Origin of the sequence: Streptomyces sp. HUAS 15-9, from assembly GCF_025642155.1 — a bacterium.
In the GTDB taxonomy this organism is placed as follows: domain Bacteria; phylum Actinomycetota; class Actinomycetes; order Streptomycetales; family Streptomycetaceae; genus Streptomyces.
This window is the reverse complement of record NZ_CP106798.1, coordinates 7,234,631-7,254,074: the sequence shown is the minus strand read 5'-3', so window position 1 is coordinate 7,254,074 and position 19,444 is coordinate 7,234,631. Positions and strand designations below refer to the sequence as shown.

At 71.4% G+C, this 19,444-nt stretch carries 16 protein-coding genes; 4 read left to right on the top strand and 12 right to left on the bottom strand.

Translation table 11 applies throughout. The features are described 5' to 3' along the window. Positions 1–71 precede the first annotated feature (71 nt). The 5 genes from N8I87_RS33100 to N8I87_RS33080 all read right to left on the bottom strand — a co-directional run bounded on the left by N8I87_RS33100 (position 72) and on the right by N8I87_RS33080 (position 5,775). Positions 72–1,655, bottom strand: coding sequence for a PucR family transcriptional regulator (locus N8I87_RS33100; RefSeq protein WP_263214246.1), 1,584 nt, complete (start codon positions 1,653–1,655; stop codon positions 72–74). A gap of 27 nt (positions 1,656–1,682) precedes the next feature. Beyond that, positions 1,683–2,966 (bottom strand): aspartate aminotransferase family protein, encoded by a 1,284-nt coding sequence (locus N8I87_RS33095; RefSeq protein ID WP_263214244.1) that lies wholly within the window; start codon positions 2,964–2,966, stop codon positions 1,683–1,685. Continuing rightward, positions 2,963–3,805, bottom strand: coding sequence for a nitrilase-related carbon-nitrogen hydrolase (locus tag N8I87_RS33090; RefSeq protein WP_263214243.1), 843 nt, complete (start codon positions 3,803–3,805; stop codon positions 2,963–2,965). The genes N8I87_RS33095 and N8I87_RS33090 overlap by 4 nt, the downstream gene beginning before the upstream one ends. A 158-nt stretch (positions 3,806–3,963) precedes the next feature. Further along, a complete protein-coding gene (locus tag N8I87_RS33085) occupies positions 3,964–5,337 on the bottom strand; it encodes a hypothetical protein (protein WP_263214241.1) in 1,374 nt (457 codons plus the stop codon). 186 nt (positions 5,338–5,523) lie between these two features. After that, the gene (locus N8I87_RS33080; protein WP_263214240.1) at positions 5,524–5,775 is read right to left on the bottom strand and encodes a helix-turn-helix domain-containing protein; all 252 of its coding nucleotides are present in this window, start codon (positions 5,773–5,775) and stop codon (positions 5,524–5,526) included. Between the two features lie 32 nt (positions 5,776–5,807). Here N8I87_RS33080 and map point away from each other — a divergent pair, with 32 nt between their 5' ends. Together map and N8I87_RS33070 are read left to right on the top strand one after the other, a co-directional pair. Then, positions 5,808–6,599 carry a type I methionyl aminopeptidase gene (gene map / locus N8I87_RS33075; RefSeq protein WP_263214237.1) on the top strand — a complete coding sequence of 264 codons (792 nt, stop codon included), beginning with the start codon at positions 5,808–5,810 and terminating at the stop codon, positions 6,597–6,599. A 62-nt stretch (positions 6,600–6,661) separates the two neighbouring features. Further along, entirely contained in the window at positions 6,662–9,286 is a 2,625-nt protein-coding gene (locus tag N8I87_RS33070) for an ATP-dependent Clp protease ATP-binding subunit (RefSeq protein WP_263214236.1), read from the top strand. Between the two features lie 214 nt (positions 9,287–9,500). On the opposite strand, the gene ggt is transcribed toward N8I87_RS33070, so the two are convergent. Continuing rightward, positions 9,501–11,300 carry a gamma-glutamyltransferase gene (gene ggt, locus N8I87_RS33065; RefSeq protein WP_263214234.1) on the bottom strand — a complete coding sequence of 600 codons (1,800 nt, stop codon included), beginning with the start codon at positions 11,298–11,300 and terminating at the stop codon, positions 9,501–9,503. A 144-nt stretch (positions 11,301–11,444) separates the two neighbouring features. On the opposite strand from ggt, the gene N8I87_RS33060 reads away from it, so the two are divergent. After that, positions 11,445–12,203, top strand: coding sequence for a hypothetical protein (locus N8I87_RS33060; RefSeq protein ID WP_263214233.1), 759 nt, complete (start codon positions 11,445–11,447; stop codon positions 12,201–12,203). Positions 12,204–12,319: 116 nt separating this feature from the next. Then, positions 12,320–13,885, top strand: a complete 1,566-nt coding sequence (locus tag N8I87_RS33055; protein WP_263214231.1) for an alpha/beta fold hydrolase — start codon at positions 12,320–12,322, stop codon at positions 13,883–13,885. 229 nt (positions 13,886–14,114) lie between these two features. Here the strand turns inward: N8I87_RS33055 and N8I87_RS33045 are convergent, their stop codons facing one another. The 6 genes from N8I87_RS33045 to N8I87_RS33020 form a co-directional block, all read right to left on the bottom strand. Then, complete coding sequence (locus N8I87_RS33045) at positions 14,115–14,315, bottom strand: hypothetical protein (protein WP_263214230.1); 201 nt, start codon at positions 14,313–14,315, stop codon at positions 14,115–14,117. Between the two features lie 240 nt (positions 14,316–14,555). After that, positions 14,556–14,975, bottom strand: coding sequence for a DUF6278 family protein (locus tag N8I87_RS33040; protein ID WP_263214228.1), 420 nt, complete (start codon positions 14,973–14,975; stop codon positions 14,556–14,558). 60 nt (positions 14,976–15,035) lie between these two features. After that, complete coding sequence (locus N8I87_RS33035) at positions 15,036–15,815, bottom strand: exodeoxyribonuclease III (protein WP_263214226.1); 780 nt, start codon at positions 15,813–15,815, stop codon at positions 15,036–15,038. A 53-nt stretch (positions 15,816–15,868) separates the two neighbouring features. Beyond that, positions 15,869–16,504, bottom strand: a complete 636-nt coding sequence (locus N8I87_RS33030) for an MBL fold metallo-hydrolase (protein WP_263214224.1) — start codon at positions 16,502–16,504, stop codon at positions 15,869–15,871. 74 nt (positions 16,505–16,578) lie between these two features. Further along, positions 16,579–17,889: a bifunctional 3-oxoadipate enol-lactonase/4-carboxymuconolactone decarboxylase PcaDC gene (gene pcaDC, locus N8I87_RS33025; RefSeq protein WP_263214222.1), complete on the bottom strand. Its 1,311-nt coding sequence runs from the start codon at positions 17,887–17,889 to the stop codon at positions 16,579–16,581. A gap of 32 nt (positions 17,890–17,921) precedes the next feature. Continuing rightward, the gene (locus tag N8I87_RS33020) at positions 17,922–19,019 is read right to left on the bottom strand and encodes an IS110 family RNA-guided transposase (protein WP_263214221.1); all 1,098 of its coding nucleotides are present in this window, start codon (positions 19,017–19,019) and stop codon (positions 17,922–17,924) included. Positions 19,020–19,444 lie beyond the last annotated feature (425 nt).

The following is a 19,444-nucleotide window of genomic DNA, read 5'->3' as shown; positions in this document are numbered from 1 at the left end:
TTCGGCGTGTCACGGTGTCACGACTTCCTCGACCCATGTTTCACCGCCGTTTTCCCAGGTCATCGTTTGTTTCAGCCCTGTTGCGCGTCATGTGCGAGCAGCGCGATGTGCACCGACGCCGCCTGCTCGAAGTCGTCGAGGTCGACGCCCAGCCGCGTCTGTATCGCCTCCAGACGGCGGTAGAGCGCGGGCCGGGAGACATGGTGGAGCTGGGCGGTGCGGGACTTGTTGCGGCCCGTGGCGAGGTACGTCCGCAGCACGTCGAGCAGTTCCTGGCCGGGATCGCACAGCAGCCCGTCCAGTTCCCGCTCCGCGAAGGACTGTACATGCGGGTCGTCCCGCAACAGCCGTATCAGACCGCGCAGATGGACGTCCTTGAGGCGAACGACGGCCGGGAGGTCCAGGGCGTGTGAGGAGTCGGCGACGGCGTCGGCGACATGCTGGGCCTCGCGCAGCCCGGCGGGGACGTCGTCCCAGACGGTGCGCGGGCCGGCCGCGGCGACGACCGTACGGGCCTGATCGGACTCGGTGCGCAGCCGCGCCGCGAAGTGCGCCGCGAGGGCCCCGGCGTCCTGGTCCCGGGCGAGGCTGAGCAGTACGGCGGTGGCACCGTCGGCGAGTTCGGCGACGAGCCCCGGAAGCCCCAGCATCCGCAGCACACGGTCGAGTCGGGCGGGTTCACCGTCCCGTACGACCAGGGGTACGAAGGCCCGCCGGTTGACCGGCAGTCCGGCGGCGCGGGCCCGTGGCAGCAGTTGCCGGGCCGGTACGACACCGGAGACCAGGTCGGTGAGCAGGCTCTGCGCCGACTGCTCCTCCCAGGTGTGGGCGGAGCCGTCACCGAGCATGCGGTGCAGGACGAGCGCCTCGGCGGCCCGGTCGGCGAGCAGTCGCCCGGTGGCCGTGTCGCCCCGGTACCCGCACAGCACGATCCACCCCCAGCGCTCTCCGCGTCCGCCGAGCTCCGCCCGGATCCAGCCGTCGCCCTCGCTGCCGCCCGCCTGCCGGGCGATGCGCTCCCAGTCGCGCAGCACGTCGTCCACGGCGGACCGCTCGCCCGCGGTGGCCAGGACGCGATGGGCGAGGTTGGTGGCGACGACCGGACAGCCGCTGTGCTGGGCCACCTCGTCGAGCAGGTGTTGCAGCGGAGCGCCCGCGGTGATGAGCGCGGTCAGGGCCGTCCGTACGGACTCCGAGAGGCTGACGGCCGCGAACTTCCGCCGGACCAGGCGGGACTGGACCTCCTCCGTCAGCTCGGCGAAGGGGAAGGGCCGGTGGAGGACGATCATGGGCAGCCCGCACCGCTCGGCGGCCCGGCGCATCACGTCCGGCGGGGCCGGAAACGCCCGGCCGAGCCCGAGCACCACGGCCGCGGCCTCCGCGCGGTGCAGCGACTGGATGTACTCGGCCTGCTTGGCCTCGTCACCGGCGAGCAGCACCCCGGTGGTGAGCACCATCTCGCCACCGGTGAGCATCACGCCGACATCGGCGGCCTCGGCCACGTGCACCCAGCGCACGGGCCGGTCCAGCTGACCGGCGCCGGCCACCACCTCGGGCTCTCCGGCCAGGACCCGTTCCAGGCCGAGGACCTGACGGACCGACAGGACGGGTTCCGGTACCTCTGCGGTTCCCCAGGGCTCCAAGGTGGTGGTCATGCCGGTCTTCCCTTGTCCGGGTCGGGGCTAGAAGGTGCTCCTCAGAGCGCGTTCGAGGATCGCGGCGCCTTCTTCGGCCTCCGCGACGGTCAGCGACAGCGGCGGTGCGACGCGCAGCGCGCTGGTGTTGTGCCCGCCGCCCTTGCCGATGAGCAGCCCGCCCTCACGGGCCGCCTCCAGGACCGCGGAGGCGGCTCGCGGGTCGGCCTCGTCGGTACCCGGCCGCACCAGCTCGACGCCGATCATCAGCCCTCGTCCGCGCACCTCCCGTACGCCGGGCAGTTGCGCGGCGACGGTCCGCAGCCGCTCGATGAGCAGTCCGCCGACACGCCGGGCGTTGCCCTGGAGGTCGTGTTCCAGCAGGTAGTTGAGGTTGGCGAGCCCGGCGGCCATGGTGATCTGGGTGCCGCCGAAGGTGGAGATGCTGTTGGCGTCGAGGCAGTTCATGATCTCGGCGCGGGCGACGACCCCGCCGATGGACGCGCCGTTGCCGATGCCCTTGGCGAAGGTGAGCATGTCCGGCGGCCCGCTCCGGCCGTGTGCCTGCCAGCCCCAGAAGTGCTCGCCGGTGCGTCCCCAGCCGGTCTGCACCTCGTCGGCGATCCACAGGATGTCCTGCTCCTGGAGCACCTGCCGGAAGGCCGCGTAGAGCCCGTCGGGCGGCGAGGTGAAGCCGCCGACGCCCTGGATGGGCTCGGCGATCAGCGCCGCCGGCGCACGGGTGTGGCCGAGCAGGTCCCTGAGGTCCGCCACACAGGCCGAGATGAACTCGGGGTCGCTCAGCTCGGCGAACGGGCCGCGTGTGCGCACGCCTCCGTGGACGTACAGCGTCTGCAGCGGGGACAGCGAGGTCGGGGACCAGCCGCGGTTGCCGGTGATGCCGACCGCGCTGAAGGAGCGGCCGTGGTAGCTGTTGCGCATCGCCAGGATCGTGTTGCTCCGCCGGTAGGTGGTGGCGAGCAGCAGGGCGGCGTCGTTGGCCTCGGTGCCGGAGGTGGTGAAGAAGACGCGGGCGTTCGGGATTCCGCTCAACTGGGCGATGCGCTCGGCGAGTTCGACCATCGGCCGGTTGAGGTAGAGGGTCGAGGAGTGCAGGATCCGCCCGGCCTGCTCGCTCACCGCCTTGGTCACTTCGGGCAGCGCGTGCGCGGTCATCGTGGTGAGGATGCCGCCGAAGAAGTCGAGGTACCGGTTGCCGTCGGCGTCCCAGACGTACCGGCCCTCGCCGTGGGTGAGTTCGAGCGGGTCCTCGTAGTAGAGGGCGAGCCAGTCGGGGAGGACGTTGCGGTGGCGGTCGTAGAGGTCGCTCATGGCTGCACCAGCCCTTCGTACGCGTCGGGTCGCCGGTCGCGGTAGAACGCCCACTGCTGCCGGACTTCCTCGATCAGGTCGAAGTCGAGGTCGCGGACGACGAGTTCCTCGGCCTTGTCGCTGGCGGTCTCGCCCACGAACTGCCCGCGCGGGTCGACGAAGTAGCTCGTGCCGTAGAAGTCGTTGTCCCCGTACTCCTCCTGCCCGACCCGGTTGATGGCGGCGACGAAGTACTCGTTGGCGACGGCGGCCGCGGGCTGCTCCAACTGCCACAGATAGGCGGACAGACCGCGGGAGGTGGCGGACGGGTTGTAGACCAACTGCGCGCCGTTCAGTCCGAGTTGCCGCCAGCCCTCCGGAAAGTGCCGGTCGTAGCAGATGTAGACGCCGACCTTGCCGACGGCGGTGTCGAAGACGGGCCAGCCGACGTTGCCCGGCTTGAAGTAGTACTTCTCCCAGAAGCCCTTGACCTGCGGGATGTGGTGCTTGCGGTACTTGCCGAGGAAGGTTCCGTCGGCGTCGATCACGGCCGCGGTGTTGTAGTAGAAGCCGGACTGCTCGACCTCGAAGACGGGGACCACGATCACCATGCCGGTCTCGCGGGCGAGCTCCCGCATACGGCGCACGGTCGGGCCGTCGGGCACCGGCTCGGCCCAGCGGTAGTGCTCCGGCTCCTGGACCTGGCAGAAGTAGGGGGCGTTGAAGACTTCCTGGAACCCGATGATCCTCGCGCCCCGGCGGGCCGCCTCGCGGGCGTGCTCCTCGTGTTTCGCCACCATGGACTCGGTGTCGCCGGTCCAGGTGGCCTGGACCAGGGCGGCACGTACGACGTTGGCCATGAGCTGCTCCTTCGGCGGGTCGTCAGAGCCTCTACGCCCGTAGACGCAGGCCGTAGAGGGACGAACGTAAGCCTCGGGGAGAGCCTTGCCAAGACCATTGCCGTTAACCCGCGGAGTCGATCACGTTTCACACTCCAGTGGGTGAGTCGCGGGCCCGTTCAGGCGGAGTGACCGGCCACACGGAGGGCGTGGACCAGGTCCCAGTTGCGCTCGTCGGAGACGCCCCGGGCGGCCTCCAGCAGCAGCGGCACGAGCCGCTGGGGGTCGGGGGCGACGCTGCGGGCCGCCTCCTCCGGGGTGCGCATACGGACGTACGCGTCGAGCAGGGCACGCACCTCGCGGGTGCGCCCCTCGTCGGCCAGCTCCAGCACGGCCTCGCCCACCTCCGTGGCGGGCCGTACGACACCCTGGCGCAGGATCTGCTCTCCGTCTCCGCCGCGACCGGCCGCGACCAGTGCGTCGGCGGCCGCGACCAGTCGGCCGGCGGGCAGCGAGGCGGCCTCCCAGAGCAGGGTCGCCCAGTCGGCGCCGAGCCCGGTGCGCTGCAGCTCCGCGGCGAGCAGCGGGAGGCGGGCGGCGGGCCAGTGGGCGATCTCGACCAGCAGGGCGTGCGCCTCGCCGGTACGGCCCTCGCCGCGCAGCCGCTCGAGCGTCGCCACGGCCCCGGCGACGGCCCGTCCGGCCTCCGCGTCCGGCGGCTCCGCCTTCGGCCGCCTCCGGTCCGCCGGCTCGGCGGCCCCGGCGAACCGGGCCCCTCGCAGGGTACGGCCCCCGGTGGCATCCGGTGCGGACGGCACCGGCACGGGGGTCTGCGGTACGACGGCGGGCGCGGCCTCGTCCTCGGCCATCCCGGCGAAGCGGGCACTGCCGCGGCGGCGCTTGCGCTGTTTGGCGGGGGCAGGGACGGGTGCCGGCGCGGTCTCGGGGGGCGGGGTGGGAGTGGGGGCGGGCGTCGGCACGGTCTCGGGGGGCGGAGCCGGTGCGGGGGCCGCGTCGCCGTACGGGGCCGGTCCCCCGTCGGCTGCCCGCCGGTCCGACTCGGCCATGCGGGACCGGAGTTCCGCGCACCGGGCGGTCGCCCGTTCATGGTCGTCGCGGGCCCAGGCCAGGTCGAACCGGATGGCGTCGGCCTCCTCCGGGCTGGTCGCGGACGCCAGCAACCGGCCCAGCTCCGCCTGCCGTTCGGCCGCGTACCGCCGCTCGCGGAGCATGACGTCGAGCCGGTCCCCCAGGGCGTCGCGACCGCCCGGCCGGGCGTCGTACGCGGTGAGCGCGGCCGTGTGCAACGCCCGCGCCCGCTCCGCCTCCAGCCCGGCGGCCACGGTGCCGTGCGCCGCCGCGAGGTCCCGCAGCAGCGCGTCCACCACGTCCCACGGGGGCACCTCACGCCCCTCGAGACAGGCCTGCATACCGTCCGGATCGCGCTGCCAGAACACTCCGCACCAGCCGTCACGCTGGTCCAGGCGCGCCAGCAGGCCGTCCAGGTAGTTCACGAACTCCCCTACCCGCCGGGGGAGTTGATCCACATCCATCGCCCAACTCCCGCCAGACCGGAGCACTCCGGCTCTGTAGAAAACACGAGTTGTGTTACGGGACGGCTACGGGGAGTTTTCCGCGCGAGTGCACCGATCTCTCTCCCCGGCGACACTTCGGTGATGACGACCGGCACCGCGACGGCCACGCAGGGTGCCGACGGCCGACGAGGCGGGTGGGTCCGCTCAGACCTCCAGTGGCACGCACCGGTCCGCCAGCTCGTCCATGGACAGGTCGAGCGCGCGGGCCAGGGCGGCGACGGTGAAGAACGCCGGGGTCGGAGCCCGGCCGGTCTCGATCTTGCGGAGGGTCTCGGCGGAGACCCCCGCCTCGGCCGCGACGTCCGCCATGCTCCGGTCGCCGCGGGCCTCGCGCAGCAGCCGTCCGAACCGCTCGCCGCGTTCGCGTTCTTCGGGGGTGAGAGGGGTGCGCACCATGCCGTCATTCTAATACCGGTATAGTAATTGGCATGGTGGAGCTGAAGACGGACACGTCGATCAACGCGATGCATACGGCCGGCCAGGTCGTCGGCCGGGCCCTGACAGCCGTACGGGCGGCCGCGGCCGTCGGCGTCTCACTGAAGGAACTGGACGACGTGGCGCACGAGGTGCTGCGCGAGGCCGGTGCCTCCTCGCCGTTCCTCGGCTACCGCCCCTCCTTCGCCCCCACCCCCTTCCCCGCCGTGATCTGCGCCTCCGTCAACGACGCGATCGTCCACGGCATCCCGAGCCGCTACCGGCTGCGCGACGGCGACCTCGTCTCCATCGACTGCGGCGCCCAACTGAACGGCTGGACCGGCGACTCGGCGATCAGCTTCGTCGTGGGCAGACCGCGCCCGACGGACGTACGACTGATCGACACCGCCGAGCGGGCGCTGACCGCGGGCATCGCGGCGGCCGTCGTCGGCAACCGCATCGGCGACATCGCCCATGCCGTCGGCTCGGTGTGCCGGACGGCGGGATACGGCGTACCGCAGGGCTTCGGGGGCCACGGCGTGGGCCGCCGTATGCACGAGGAGCCCGAGGTGCCGAACGAGGGCCGGCCCGGCCGGGGCCTTCCGCTGCGGCACGGCATGGTCCTGGCGATCGAGCCCATGCTGATCGCGAGCGGCAGGGACGCCTACTTCACGGCATCGGACGGCTGGACGCTGCGCACGAACGACGGCTCGCGCGCGGCGCACGTGGAACACACGGTGGCGATCACCCGGAGCGGCCCCCGGATTCTCACCGAGCGGCGGGCCGGCGGAAGGGCCCACCCGTAAGGTGCCCTCCGTCCCCATCCGTGCCAAGGTGTTATGAACGAGCACCAAAGGAACGGAACGTCATGACCGACGGCTACCCTCCCGACCCCTTCGGTGAGTTCCTGTCCCGGTTCTTCGGCGGAGGCGGCCCCCAGCAGGGCCCCCGCCACATCGACATAGGCCGGCTGCTGAGCCAGCCGGCCAGGGAACTCGTGCGCGGCGCGGCCCTGTACGCCGCCGAGCACGGCAGCCGGGACCTGGACACCCAGCACCTGCTGCGCGCGGCCCTGTCCACCGAGCCCACCCGGAGTCTGCTCAGCCGCGCGGGCGCGGACCCGGACGGCCTCGCGACGGAGATCGACCAGCGCTCCGGCCCGGTGCAGCACCCGGCGGGCGAGGTCCCGCCGCCCACCTCGCTCTCGCTCACCCCGGCCGTCAAACGGGCCCTGCTCGACGCACACGACCTGGCACGGGCGAGCGGCGCCGGGTACATCGGCCCGGAGCATGTACTCAGCGCGCTCGCCGCGAACCCGGACTCGGCCGCCGGGCACATCCTGGGCGCCGCCCGCTTCGCGGCCACCGGCATGCCGGCCGACGCGCCCGAGACCGACCGGACACGCACCGGAACCGACCGGCAGCGGCCCGCGTCGACGCCGACCCTCGACAAGTACGGCCGCGACCTGACCGAGCTGGCCGCGCAGAGCAGCATCGACCCGGTCATCGGGCGGGGCGAGGAGATCGAGCAGACCATCGAGGTGCTCTCCCGGCGCGGCAAGAACAACCCGGTGCTGATCGGCGACGCGGGCGTAGGCAAGACCGCGATCGTGGAGGGGCTTGCCCAGCGGATCGCCGACGGGGACGTGCCCGACATCCTCATCGGCCGCCGTGTGGTCTCCCTGGACCTGACCGGTGTGGTCGCCGGGACCCGGTTCCGCGGGGACTTCGAGGAGCGGCTGAACAACATCGTGGGCGAGATCCGCGCCCACTCCGACCAGCTGATCGTCTTCATCGACGAGCTGCACACCGTGGTCGGAGCCGGCACGGGCGGCGACAGCGGGGCGATGGACGCGGGCAACATCCTCAAGCCCGCCCTGGCCCGCGGCGAGCTGCACATCGTGGGCGCGACCACGCTGGAGGAGTTCCGCCGGATCGAGAAGGACGCGGCGCTGGCCCGCCGCTTCCAGCCGATCCTGGTGCCCGAGCCGACGGCCGAGGACACGATCGAGATCCTGCGCGGGCTGCGCGATCGCTACGAGGCCCATCACCAGGTCCGCTACACCGACGAGGCCCTGGTGGCCGCCGTGGAGCTGTCCGACCGGTATCTCACCGACCGCCGACTGCCGGACAAGGCGATCGACCTGATCGACCAGGCGGGGGCGCGGGTGCGGCTCGGCGCCCGGACCAAGGGCACGGATGTGCGCGCGATGGAGCGCGAGGTCGAGCAGCTGGTCCGGGACAAGGACCAGGCGGTCGCGGACGAGCAGTACGAGCAGGCCACCCAGCTGCGCGACCGCATCGCCGGGCTGAAGGAGCGGATCTCCGAGACCAGCGGCGACGAGGAGGCCGACGAGGGGCAGCACCTGGAGGTGACGGCCGAGGCCGTCGCCGAAGTGGTGTCCCGGCTGACCCACATCCCGGTCAGCCGTCTCACCCAGGAGGAGAAGGAGCGGCTGCTCGGCCTCGAGCGGCATCTGCACCAGCGGGTGATCGGGCAGGACGAGGCGGTCGCCGCCGTGTCCGAGGCGGTGCTGCGCTCCCGGGCCGGGCTGGCCAGTCCGGACCGGCCGATCGGCAGCTTCCTGTTCCTCGGCCCGACCGGTGTCGGCAAGACCGAGCTGGCCCGCGCGCTGGCCGAGGCGCTGTTCGGCAGCGAGGACCGCATGGTGCGCCTCGACATGAGCGAGTACCAGGAGCGGCACACGGTCTCCCGGCTGGTGGGCGCCCCGCCCGGGTACGTCGGGCACGAGGAGGCCGGTCAGCTCACCGAGGTGGTGCGCAGGCACCCGTACTCGCTGCTGCTGCTCGACGAGGTGGAGAAGGCGCACCCCGACGTCTTCAACATCCTGTTGCAGGTCCTGGACGACGGCCGGCTCACCGACTCCCAGGGCCGCACGGTGGACTTCACCAACACGGTCATCGTGATGACCAGCAACCTCGGCTCCGAGGCGGTCACCAGGCGGGGTGCCGGCATCGGGTTCGGGAGCGGAGGGGAGGAGGCCGACGAGGAGGCACGGCGCGAGCGGATCCTGCGGCCGCTGCGCGAGCACTTCCGGCCGGAGTTCCTCAACCGCATCGACGAGATCGTCGTCTTCCACCAGCTCACCGCCGAGCAGCTGCGGCAGATCACCGACCTGCTCCTGGAGCGCACCCGCAGGCTGCTGCACGCCCAGGGCATCACGGTCGCGTTCACCGACGCGTCCGTGGGCTGGCTCGCGGAACGCGGCCACCAGCCGGAGTACGGCGCCCGGCCGCTGCGCCGCACCATCCAGCGCGAGGTCGACAACCAGCTCTCCCGCCTCCTGCTCGACGGCACTGTCACCGAGGGCAGCCGGGTGACGGTGGATGTGGCCGACAGCCGCCTGACGTTCCACGCCCACCCGGGCGAGGCCCCACCACCGCCGGCCACGCAGCCGGGCGGGGCCACCCCGGACGCACCACCACCGGCCGCACAGGCCGACCCGGCGGCGGGCGACCAGGACGGCCGGTAGCCACCAGGGCACAGGCACCCCGGGGGCCCTCGCACACCCAAGTCGGGCCGCACGCGCCGGACGCCCCGGCCAAGCCGCGCGCGCCGGTCCCCCAGGCGGCGTGCGCCCAGCGCGAGCCACGCCAGATGCTCCCGACGCGTGAGCCGGGGTGTCCGCGGCGGACGCGCAGGCGGAACGTACCCCGGAACCGCCCGTGCTTCCCGGGCCCCGCCCCCTACCTCGCCGGTCGCACCACCATCGCCGAACCGCCGCCCCGGCGTACCTTCTCCGCCGCGGCCAGCCATCTGCCGTCCGGGAGGCGCTGGACGCCGGTGGCCGCACCGATTTCGGGGTTCGGTTTGAAGCTGTGGCCGATGGCCTCCAGCCGGGTCCTCAGGTCGCTGTCGTAGAGCGCGGGTTCGAGTTCGGTCTGGGCGGCGTTGCGCTGGCTGGCGCGCGGCGCGGCGATCGCGTCGACCAGCGGGAGCCGGCGGTCGAGGAACTCCGTGAGGGTCTGCAGCACGGTGGTGATGATGGTCGCGCCGCCGGGCGAACCGAGGGCCACGACGGGCCGGTTGTGCCGGTCGAGCACGATCGTCGGGGAGATCGAGGAGCGCGGCCGCTTGCCGGGACCGGGCAGGTTCGGGTCGTGCACGGCCGGGTTGGCCGGGGCGAAGGAGAAGTCCGTCAGCTCGTTGTTGAGCAGGAAGCCACGGCCGGGGACGGTGATCGCGCTGCCGCCGGTCTGCTCGATGGTGAGGGTGTAGGAGACGACGTTGCCCCACTTGTCGGCGACCGTGAGGTGGGTGGTGTTCTCGCCTTCGTAGGTCGTCGGGGCCGCCGTGCCCGCGGTGGAGCAGGCCGCCGGGTGGCGCGGGTCGCCGGGCGCGAGCGGGCTGGTGAGGACGGCGTCGTCCTTGATCAGGCAGGCGCGCGAGTCGGCGTACTTCTGCGAGAGCAGTTCCTTCGTCGGTACGTCCTCGAAGGCCGGGTCGCCGACCCAGCGCCCGCGGTCCGCGAAGGCGATCCGGCTCGCCTCGATGAAGTGGTGCAGGTACTGCGTCTCGGAGGCCTTCGAAAGGTCGGTCTTCTCAAGGATGTTGAGGGCTTCGCCGACCGTGGTGCCGCCCGAGGAGGAGGGCGCGATCGAGTAGACCTTCAGTCCGCGGTACGACGTCTTCGTGGGCGCCTGCGGCTTGGCGCGGTAGGCGGCCAGGTCCGCGGCGGAGAGCTTGCCGGGGCGGGCGTTCCAGCCGGAACCCGGGTCCACCGGGGGGTTGTTCACGGTGTGGACGACGTCCTCGCCGAGCGCGCCGTCGTAGATCGCGCCGACTCCCTTTCTGGCCAGTTCCTCGTAGGTGCGGGCGAGGTCGGGGTTCTTGAAGGTCGAGCCGACGACCGGGAGCCGGCCGTCGGGCAGGAACAGCTTCGCGGTGGCCGGAAAGTAGCGGAAACGGGTCTCGTTGGACGCGGTCTGGCTGCGGAAGGTGTCGTCCACGGTGAAGCCGTCGCGGGCGATGCGCTCGGCGGGTTCGAGGACCGTACCGAGGTGTCTGCTGCCCCATTCGTCCAGGGCCGTCTGCCAGGTGGCGGGCGTGCCCGGGGTGCCGACGCTCAGGCCGCTGGTGACGGCGTCGGCGAAGGCGAGGGGCTTGCCGTTCTCCAGGAAGAGGTCGGAGCCGGCGGTCAGCGGCGCGGTCTCCCGGCCGTCGATGGTGTGGACCGTGCGGGACTTGGCGTCGTAGTAGACGAAGTAGCCGCCTCCGCCGATACCGGAGGAGTAGGGCTCGGTGACGCCGAGCGCGGCGGCCGTGGCGACGGCTGCGTCGACGGCGTTGCCGCCCTTCCTCAGGACCTCGATGCCGGCGGCGGAGGCGTCCGCGTCGACGCTGGCGACCGCGCCGCCGTAGCCGACAGCCACCGGAACCTTCGCCACCGTCCCGGCCACCGGAGCCGGTGGCGCCGCCGCCCCCACCGACACCACGGCGGCCGAAACCGCCAGAACCGTCAGTTTCCGCGCGGCAGAGCGACGCATCCGTACCTCCAGTCCAGGACAGTCCGCGCAGCGTAGCCACATGGACCCCGCCTCGACAGGCTCATTCAAGGCAATTGTCACGCGAACATCACACATCGAACACGGGTACGTTCCGGCCACCCGGGCCCGCTACCATGCGCGCCCATGAATGACGACGTCCGCAACATCGTCCTGGGCCTGATAGCCGCCGGTGTCAGCGCCGGTCTCGGCTGGCTGGCCCGCACCTACCTGTGGAAGCGCAAGCTCCGGCGGAAGCAGGCCTTCTTCGGTCTGCCCGACAACTCCGAGTCGCTGCTCGTGGTGAACCGCGAGGCGGGCGGGCCCGAGCTGACGGTGATGCGGCACGACGTGTTCGCGCTCCTGGAGCTCGCCGCGCTCATCAAGGACTGCAACGCCAACGCGCAGGTCATCGCCCACGACACGGCTCAGCAGGGCTTCGGCGAGCGCACCGAGTTCTGTGTGGGCGGCCCCGCCTCCAACCGCCGTATGGCCGCACACCTCGCCTCCCTGCTTCCCGGCGTGCGTGTCAACGTGAACGCGGAGCCCGGCCCGGACCGCGGCGCCTTCCAGATCGGCAGCGAGCGCTACCGGCTGGAGTCCGGCAAGAGCGAGTACGTGCTGCTCGCGCGGCTCACCGCGGGCCAGCGGGGTGACGCCCGCCCGGTGTTCCTCTTCTGCGGCCAGCGCGCCATCACCAACCAGGCCGCGACCCGCTATCTCGCCCGCAACCACGAGCGGCTGGCCCGCAAGCACGGTGACAACACCTTCGTCCTCCTGCTGAAGGTGGTCAATTCGCAGGCGTACGGCCCCGACGTGGTCGAGCTGGTCGCGGACGTGACGCGGACCGCGCAGGCGCCGCTGCCGAAGCTGGAGGCTCCACGCGCCTCACACCGGGCCTCCTAGGGAACGACACACTCCAAATAACTTTACCGGCACGTAACTTACCGACGGGTTACTTAGGGTAAGGCGTCAAGGTTACCGTCGGGTCACTTTGCACTGACACGAGTGAGGAGTGACCCATGGGACACGGTCGCACCACCTTGCGCACCTCCGCCGTCGGAGCCGTCTCCGCGGCGCTGATCGCCGGCAGCGTCGTGGGCCTGGCTCCGGCCGCGCAGGCCGCCACCGGCATCCGCTTCGTCGACATCACCGGCGACGGCGGCACGATCCTCAAGGCGAACGTCGTCACCCCCGCGGACGCCGACGCCTCGCACAGCTACCCGCTCATCGTGCTGCCCACGAGCTGGGGCCTTCCCCAGGCGGAGTATCTGGTCCAGGCCCAGAAGCTCGCGAACTCCGGGTACATCGTGCTCACTTACAACGTGCGCGGCTTCTGGCAGTCCGGCGGACAGATAGAAGTGGCCGGTCCGCCCGACATAGCGGACGCCTCCAAAGTGATCGACTGGGCTCTCGCCAACACCCCCGCCGACCCCCGGCACATCGGCATGGCGGGCGTCTCCTACGGCGCCGGGATCAGCCTGCTCGCCGCCGCCCACGACAAGCGGATCAAGGCGGTCGCCGCGCTCAGCGGCTGGGCGGACCTGATCAGCTCCATCTACTCCGGCCGCACCCAGCACGTCGAGGCCGCCGCCTTCCTTGACGGCGCGGGTGTCATCACGGGCCGCGAGAGCCCCGAGACACGGCAGGTCTTCGACGACTTCTACGCCTCCAACCTCGCCAAGGAACAGGAGATGATCGACTGGGGGAAGAAACGTTCGGTCGCGACCTACGTCGACCAGCTCAACGAGAACGCCCCGGCCGTGATGATGGCCAACGCCTGGGGCGACACCATCTTCCCGGCCAACCAGTACGCCGACTTCTACGAGAAGCTCACCGTCCCGAAGCGGCTGGAGTTCCGCCCCGGCGACCACGGGACCGCCGAACTGACCGGCCTGTTCGGGCTGCCCAACGACGTGTGGACCGACACCGAGCGCTGGCTCGACCACTATCTCAAGGGCGCGGACAACGGCATCGACCACGAGCAGCCGGTACAGCTCAAGTCCCGTACCTCCGGCGGCTACGAGGCCTACCCGGACTGGAAGTCGGTCGGCGCCACCCGCAGGAAGCTCGCCCTCGGGGGCGCCACCACGATCCACGCGAACGTGGACTCGGGCGCCGACGGCGGAATCGTCTTCCTCTCCAGCATCCTCGACCAGGTCGCGCAGATCCCGCCGATCGCCTCGATCCCACTGCTCCCCCGCCGCTGGGCCGCGGTCTGGCAGTCGGAGAAGTACGGCACCGCCCAGCAGGTGCGCGGCACCGCGAAGTTGCACACCACCCTCACCCCGACCCGGGAGAGCGGCACCCTCGTCGCCTACCTCTACGACGTGGGCCCGCTCGGCTTCGGCAAGCTGGTCACCAACGCGCCGTACACCTGGTACAACCGAACGCCCGGCCAGTCGTTCGACGTCGACCTGGACCTGTTCTCGACCGCCTACGACGTGCCGGCCGGGCACCGGCTCGCCCTGGTCGTCGACACGGTCGACCCGCTCTACACCGAGCACAACCCGTCCGGCGCGCAGCTGACCTTCTCCTCACCCGCGGACGACCCGTCATACGTGTCCGTTCCGCTGCGCGAGCAGTGATCTCCGGCTGCCGCCGGCCGGGCCTGGCCCTGTGAACTGCCGCCCCCCTTATGGTCTCGGGGCCGTGAGGGGGGTTCCCACCCGGCAGCAGCGCCCCTGGTTCGGCCGCGGCAACCGCCACGGCCCGGGTCTCGGGACTGCGCCACTCACGGTGGGACACCCGGCCGGTGAACCACGAAAGCAGCGCGCTCATCCCGATGCGGGATGAACGGCCCATCGTAGTCGACGTTCATGAGCCGGCCCGGCCGAGCGTCGCCTCAAGGGAATTCGGGGGGGCCGGCGGCCGGATGCCGTGCGCCACCCGGTGGTTGGGGAGTCCGTCGGGCGCCGGGCCCTCGGCGGGCGGGCCGCCGTGCTTGCCGCAGGCGGCCGCGACGAGCGCGATGGCGAGCGCCGCCGGGGCGATGGACACACGTGTGGTACGGATCATGGTCGCACCCCCGCTCAGTACGCGGGCTCGATGACGCGGCCGTACTTGTCGACGTCACGCAGCTCGATCAAAGGATCGACGGCCATCCGCAGCCCTACTCACTCTCTGCCGTGTCGTGGATCCGCAAACTATCCAGACGGCAGGGGACTCGACACACGACACGCACTTATCGGGCATAAGCCGTATTTACACCGTCTTTAGGTCGCGACGCATTCTTCAGGCCGAGCGTCAGGGCTCGCTTCAGTTCTCGGCGACCTCGGCGTAGAGCTGCGACAGCTCGGGCGCACCGCTCGCGGCCCACTCCCGGCCGGTCTCGACGACGTCGAACTCACGGCCCGACGCCAGCCGTACGACGGCATGCCCGCCAGGTCTGAGGTCCCAGCGCGCACCCGGCACCGTGCGCACGATGACCGTGCCCAGATACAGCCCCGCGTCGTTGCCCAGCCAGGGCAGGCTCTCCTCGTCGTCGCGCCAGCGCGGCAGCAGCTGGTCGAGCGCCTCCAGCGAGGCCGCGGAGTCGTCGAGCAGGACGCCCTCCTGGGACGCCTGCGCGCGCAACAGCTCACATTCGGAGAGAAGCTCGGCGACGCCCTCGGGGTCGAGCGCGAGCACCGCCTCATCGTGTTTCTTGTGCCGACTGCCCAGGAACGGGATGTTCATAAGCCCAGCGTGACATTCGCACCACCGTGCGCACCACAGCCCCGGCGCGGGTGTCGCGCTCTACACGTCCAGGTCGACGACCACCGGCGCGTGGTCCGAGGCACCCTTGCCCTTGCGCTCCTCGCGGTCGACGTAGGCGTCCTTGACGGCCTTGGCGAACGGCTCGTTGCCGTACACCAGGTCGATGCGCATGCCGCGGTTCTTCGGGAAGCAGAGCTGGCGGTAGTCCCAGTACGTGAAGGGGTGGTCGTACTTCAGCGGGCGCGGGACCACGTCGGACAGGCCCGCCTCGCGCAGGGAGGCGAGGGCGGCGCGCTCGGCGGGGGTGACATGGGTGAGGCCCTCGAAGGCGGCCACGTCGTGGACGTCGTCGTCCGTCGGTGCCACGTTGTAGTCGCCCAGGACCGCGAAGGGGCGGCTGCCCGTCGCGTCGCCCGCAACAGCAGCCTTCAGGGCCTCGAACCACTGGAGCTTGTAGGCGTAGTGCGGGTGGTCCACCTCGCGCCCGTTGGGCACGTACACCGACCAGACGCGGACCGGGCCGCAGGTCGCGGAGATCGCGCGGGGCTCCTCCAGGCCCTCGTAGCCGGGGTCGCCGGGCAGGCCCTTGACGACGTCCGCCAGGCCGACGCGGGAGATCACCGCCACCCCGTTCCACCGGCCCGTGGCGTTCACCGCCGCCTCGTAGCCCAGCTCGCGCAGCTGGTCGAACGGGAACTGCGCCTCGGCGAGCTTGGCCTCCTGCAGGCAGAGCACGTCCGTGCCGCTGCTCTCCAGCCAGGCGAGCAGCCTCGGCAGGCGGGCGGTGATCGAGTTCACGTTCCAGGTCGCGATGCGCATGCCTCACAACCTACCGGGCGGGACCGACAACGCCGCCCCGCCCGGTTCCGGGCTCAGACCTCGGCGGAGTCCCCCGGCGCGAGCCGCAGATGCTCGGAGCCGCCCAGGGCGCCGATCTGGCGGTCGTAGATCGGGCGGGCGAGGTCGGTGAGGAGCGCGTCGTGGATGTCGTAGGCACGCTGCGGCTCGACCTCGCGGACGTAGTCGATGACCTCGGCGATCTTGTTCCAGGGGGCCATCACCGGGAGCATCAGCGTCTCGACCGGGTGGTCGGGGACGGTGAGCGCGTCGCCCGGATGGAAGACGCGGCCGCCGTCGATCAGATAGCCGACGTTGGTGATGCGCGGGATGTCCGGGTGGATGACCGCGTGCAGCTCGCCGTGGACCTGGACGTCGAAGCCCGCCGCGGTGAAGGTGTCGCCGTGGCCGACGGTGTGCACCCGGCCCGGGAAGGCGGCCGTGAGCTGCTCGGCGACCGACTTCAGGGTCCAGATCTCGGCGGCCGGGTCGGCCTCCAGAGCCGCCCGCAGCCGCCCCTCGTCGAAGTGGTCCGGGTGCTCGTGCGTGACCAGGATGGCGTCCGCGCCGACCGCGGCGTCCTGCTCGCTGAACCCTCCGGGGTCCAGGACGAGCGTCCGCCCGTCCTTCTCCAGCCGGACACAGGCATGCGACTTCTTCGTGAGCTTCATGGATCCCATCCTCTCCCCCGCCGCACGCGGTCGCTCTCCGCCGCTCTTCGCCGTCCTCTGCCGCTCTCCACCGCTCACTCCGCGAGCGTGGTCTCCTCGCGGATGACCTGCTGGGCCACCCGGAACGCGCTGTTCGCCGCGGGCACCCCGCAGTACACGGCCGCCTGGAGCAGGACTTCCTTGATCTCGTCCGGGGTCAGCCCGTTGCGCAGCGCGGCCCGGGTGTGGACGGCGAGTTCCTCCAGGTGGCCGCCCGCGATCAGAGCGGTGAGCGTGACGCAGCTGCGCGAGCGCCGGTCGAGGCCCGGCCGGCTCCAGATCTCGCCCCAGGCGTACCGGGTGATGAACTCCTGGAACTCCCCGGAGAAGTCGTCGGCCTGGGTCAGCGCCTGGTCGACGTGCGCGTCGCCGAGGACCTCCCGGCGGATCTTGAGCCCCGCGTCGTACTGATCCGGCCACCCCGCGGGCTGCGGTGGTACGACGGCCGGGGCGATCTCGGCGATGGGCGCGGCCTGCGGAGCGACGAGCGGCGCCGCGGCCAGGACGGCCGGCTTGGCCGTGGCCGCCACGATGGCCATCTGGCCGGTGGACGAGTCGAAGGCGGGCTGCCAGGCGGTGGAGAAGTGCCGGACCAGGAGCTCGGTGACGGCTGCGGGCTGCTCGACCGGCACGAGGTGGGAGGCGCCGGGGACGACAGCGAGCCGGGCGTCCGGAATGCCGGCGACCAGGGTGCGGGCCTCGGCCGGGCCGGTGACCTGGTCCTCCGAGCCGACGAGCACGAGGGTCGGCACGCCGACACGGGCCAGCTCGGCCCGTACGTCGAACCCGGCCAGCGCCTCGCAGGCGGCGATGTAGCAGCCCGGGTCTGTGGTGCGCACCATCTGCACGGCCCACTCGGTGATCGCGGGCTGAGCGGCCGCGAAGCCGTCGGTGAACCAGCGGTCCGGCGCGGTCCGGGCGATCGGGTCGAGCCCGTTCGTGCGCACGATCACCCCGCGCTGCCGGAACTCGTCCGCGGACCCGAACCGCGGGGAGGTGGCGACCAGCGCGAGCGAGGCGACGCGCTCGGGGCAGCGCAGGGCCAGTTCGATGCCGAGCCCTCCGCCAAGCGCACAGCCGGCGTAGCCGAACCGCTGTACGCCGAGCCCGTCGAGCGTGACGAGCAGCCTGGCGGCCAGCTCGGTCACCGAGCCGGCCGGGTACGCGGGGGCGCCGCCGTGCCCGGGCAGATCGAACCGGAAGATCCGCCACTGCTTGGTCAGTTCAGGGATCTGACGGTCCCACATGTGCCATGTGGTACCCAGTGAGGGGCCCAAGATCAGGACGGGAGCCTCTTCTGGCCCGTCAAAGCGGTATTGCAGGGTGTTCGACGGTGTCTCACTCACGCCTCAGACCCTCTCACGTCTCACGGACGCCCCTATAACGCGGGGGTGCTGGGCACCGGTCTGACCAGGTTAAAGACCTCGCGGGCGGCATACCGTTTGAGGCATCGGATGATCTCAGGTCGCGTCTTGCCCTCCTTCGTGCGGCGTTCGTAGTACGCCTGAGTGCGGGGGTCGTGGCGCAGCCGGGTGAACACGATGCGGTGCAGGGCCGCGTTCGCCTGCCGGTCGCCGCCGTGGTTGAGGCGGCGCGTACGCCGCCGGCCCGACGAGTACTCGACGGGGCTGACTCCGCAAAGGGCAGCAAAGGATGCCTCAGTGTTCAGCCGCTCGGGGTTGTCTCCCATGGTGATCAGCAAGGTGACTGCGCTGTCCGGGCCGATGCCCACCGGTACGAGCAGCTGTGGGGCGTGGTGTTCGACGAGCTGGGTCAGGCGTTGGTTCAGCTCATTGATCTGCACGGTGAGCTGTTCGATGCGCTCGGCGAGCATTCTCAGGGTCATGTGGGTGGCCTGGGCCACCGCGTTCTCGCCGTCCTCGCCGGCGCCTGGGCCGAGGCGTGCGCAGGTGCGGAACAGCTCGCGGTTGCCCAGGCTGGACAGTCGTTCCCGCAGTGCGGGATCGGCGATGACCAGGACGGCTTTGAGCTGGTTGATCGCCTGGGTGCGGGCCTTGACCGCGGAGTCCTTGGCGAGCTTGAACATCCGGGCGCTGTGCACCGGACCGTCGCCGGACTTGGCCCGGGCCCGGGCGCGGCCACTGAGCACGGCCCGCGCGGCGGCCTGCGCGTCGAGCAGGTCCGACTTCCCCAGCAGCCGGCGGGCCGAGCGGTCGGGGCGGTTCACTTCGTACACCTCGACCTGCTGCGCCAGCAGGTAGCGGGACAGGCCCGCGCCGAAGGTGCCGGTGCCCTCTACACCGGCCCGGCGCACCGTCCCCCGCTTGCGGGCCCACATGAGCAGCCGCTGGTAGCCGGCCACCGTCGCCGGAAAGGACTCGGTGCCCAGGATCTTGCCCAGCGGGGACACCACGGCGGCGACGTGCACCTCACCGTGCGTGTCCACGCCCAGTACGACCTCTTTCCGCACGGGAGGATCGGTACTGGAGTATGTGCTGCGCTGTCTGGTCGTCATGGTGGTCCGCCTCCCGCGTGGTGACGTACTGAGTGGGTGGCACCGGCCCGCTCGGGCGGTCTGAACCGTGATGGCGCCTGATCGTTGGCAAGGCCCCCTATTGGGACACGCCCTGTGGCTCGGTGACAGCAGGCGCCATCCCGCAACGACAGTCGACACGCCTGTGACTGGACACTTCGGTCATAGATCTCATGAGTCAGACCCGCGTCCGGGACAGCACTGCGCAACCGTCCCATTGATCCCGGCGCAACGGCATGACTCGATCACTGCCGGATGGCTTCGTCCGAACCGGTGCTCAATCTGGCCTGGACGGGCTGACAACGCGTTGAGTCTTCGTTTCCTCGCGACCGGAATTGACGGACAGCCTGTGGCCTGCCTTACCGGCAGTCCTTCATCGACCACGGCACGAACGGACTCGGACGCGG

Excerpts from the sequence above, each read along its gene's own strand:
- N8I87_RS33040 (WP_263214228.1), bottom strand. The coding sequence starts at position 14,975 with ATGAACATCCCGTTCCTGGGCAGTCGGCACAAGAAACACGATGAGGCG.
- N8I87_RS33100 (WP_263214246.1), bottom strand. The coding sequence starts at position 1,655 with ATGACCACCACCTTGGAGCCCTGGGGAACCGCAGAGGTACCGGAACCC.
- map (WP_263214237.1), top strand. The coding sequence starts at position 5,808 with ATGGTGGAGCTGAAGACGGACACGTCGATCAACGCGATGCATACGGCC.
- N8I87_RS33055 (WP_263214231.1), top strand. The coding sequence starts at position 12,320 with ATGGGACACGGTCGCACCACCTTGCGCACCTCCGCCGTCGGAGCCGTC.
- N8I87_RS33095 (WP_263214244.1), bottom strand. The coding sequence starts at position 2,966 with ATGAGCGACCTCTACGACCGCCACCGCAACGTCCTCCCCGACTGGCTC.
- N8I87_RS33035 (WP_263214226.1), bottom strand. The coding sequence starts at position 15,815 with ATGCGCATCGCGACCTGGAACGTGAACTCGATCACCGCCCGCCTGCCG.
- N8I87_RS33070 (WP_263214236.1), top strand. The coding sequence starts at position 6,662 with ATGACCGACGGCTACCCTCCCGACCCCTTCGGTGAGTTCCTGTCCCGG.
- N8I87_RS33045 (WP_263214230.1), bottom strand. The coding sequence starts at position 14,315 with ATGATCCGTACCACACGTGTGTCCATCGCCCCGGCGGCGCTCGCCATC.
- N8I87_RS33060 (WP_263214233.1), top strand. The coding sequence starts at position 11,445 with ATGAATGACGACGTCCGCAACATCGTCCTGGGCCTGATAGCCGCCGGT.
- N8I87_RS33020 (WP_263214221.1), bottom strand. The coding sequence starts at position 19,019 with ATGACGACCAGACAGCGCAGCACATACTCCAGTACCGATCCTCCCGTG.
- N8I87_RS33080 (WP_263214240.1), bottom strand. The coding sequence starts at position 5,775 with ATGGTGCGCACCCCTCTCACCCCCGAAGAACGCGAACGCGGCGAGCGG.
- ggt (WP_263214234.1), bottom strand. The coding sequence starts at position 11,300 with ATGCGTCGCTCTGCCGCGCGGAAACTGACGGTTCTGGCGGTTTCGGCC.
- N8I87_RS33090 (WP_263214243.1), bottom strand. The coding sequence starts at position 3,805 with ATGGCCAACGTCGTACGTGCCGCCCTGGTCCAGGCCACCTGGACCGGC.
- N8I87_RS33030 (WP_263214224.1), bottom strand. The coding sequence starts at position 16,504 with ATGAAGCTCACGAAGAAGTCGCATGCCTGTGTCCGGCTGGAGAAGGAC.
- N8I87_RS33085 (WP_263214241.1), bottom strand. The coding sequence starts at position 5,337 with ATGGATGTGGATCAACTCCCCCGGCGGGTAGGGGAGTTCGTGAACTAC.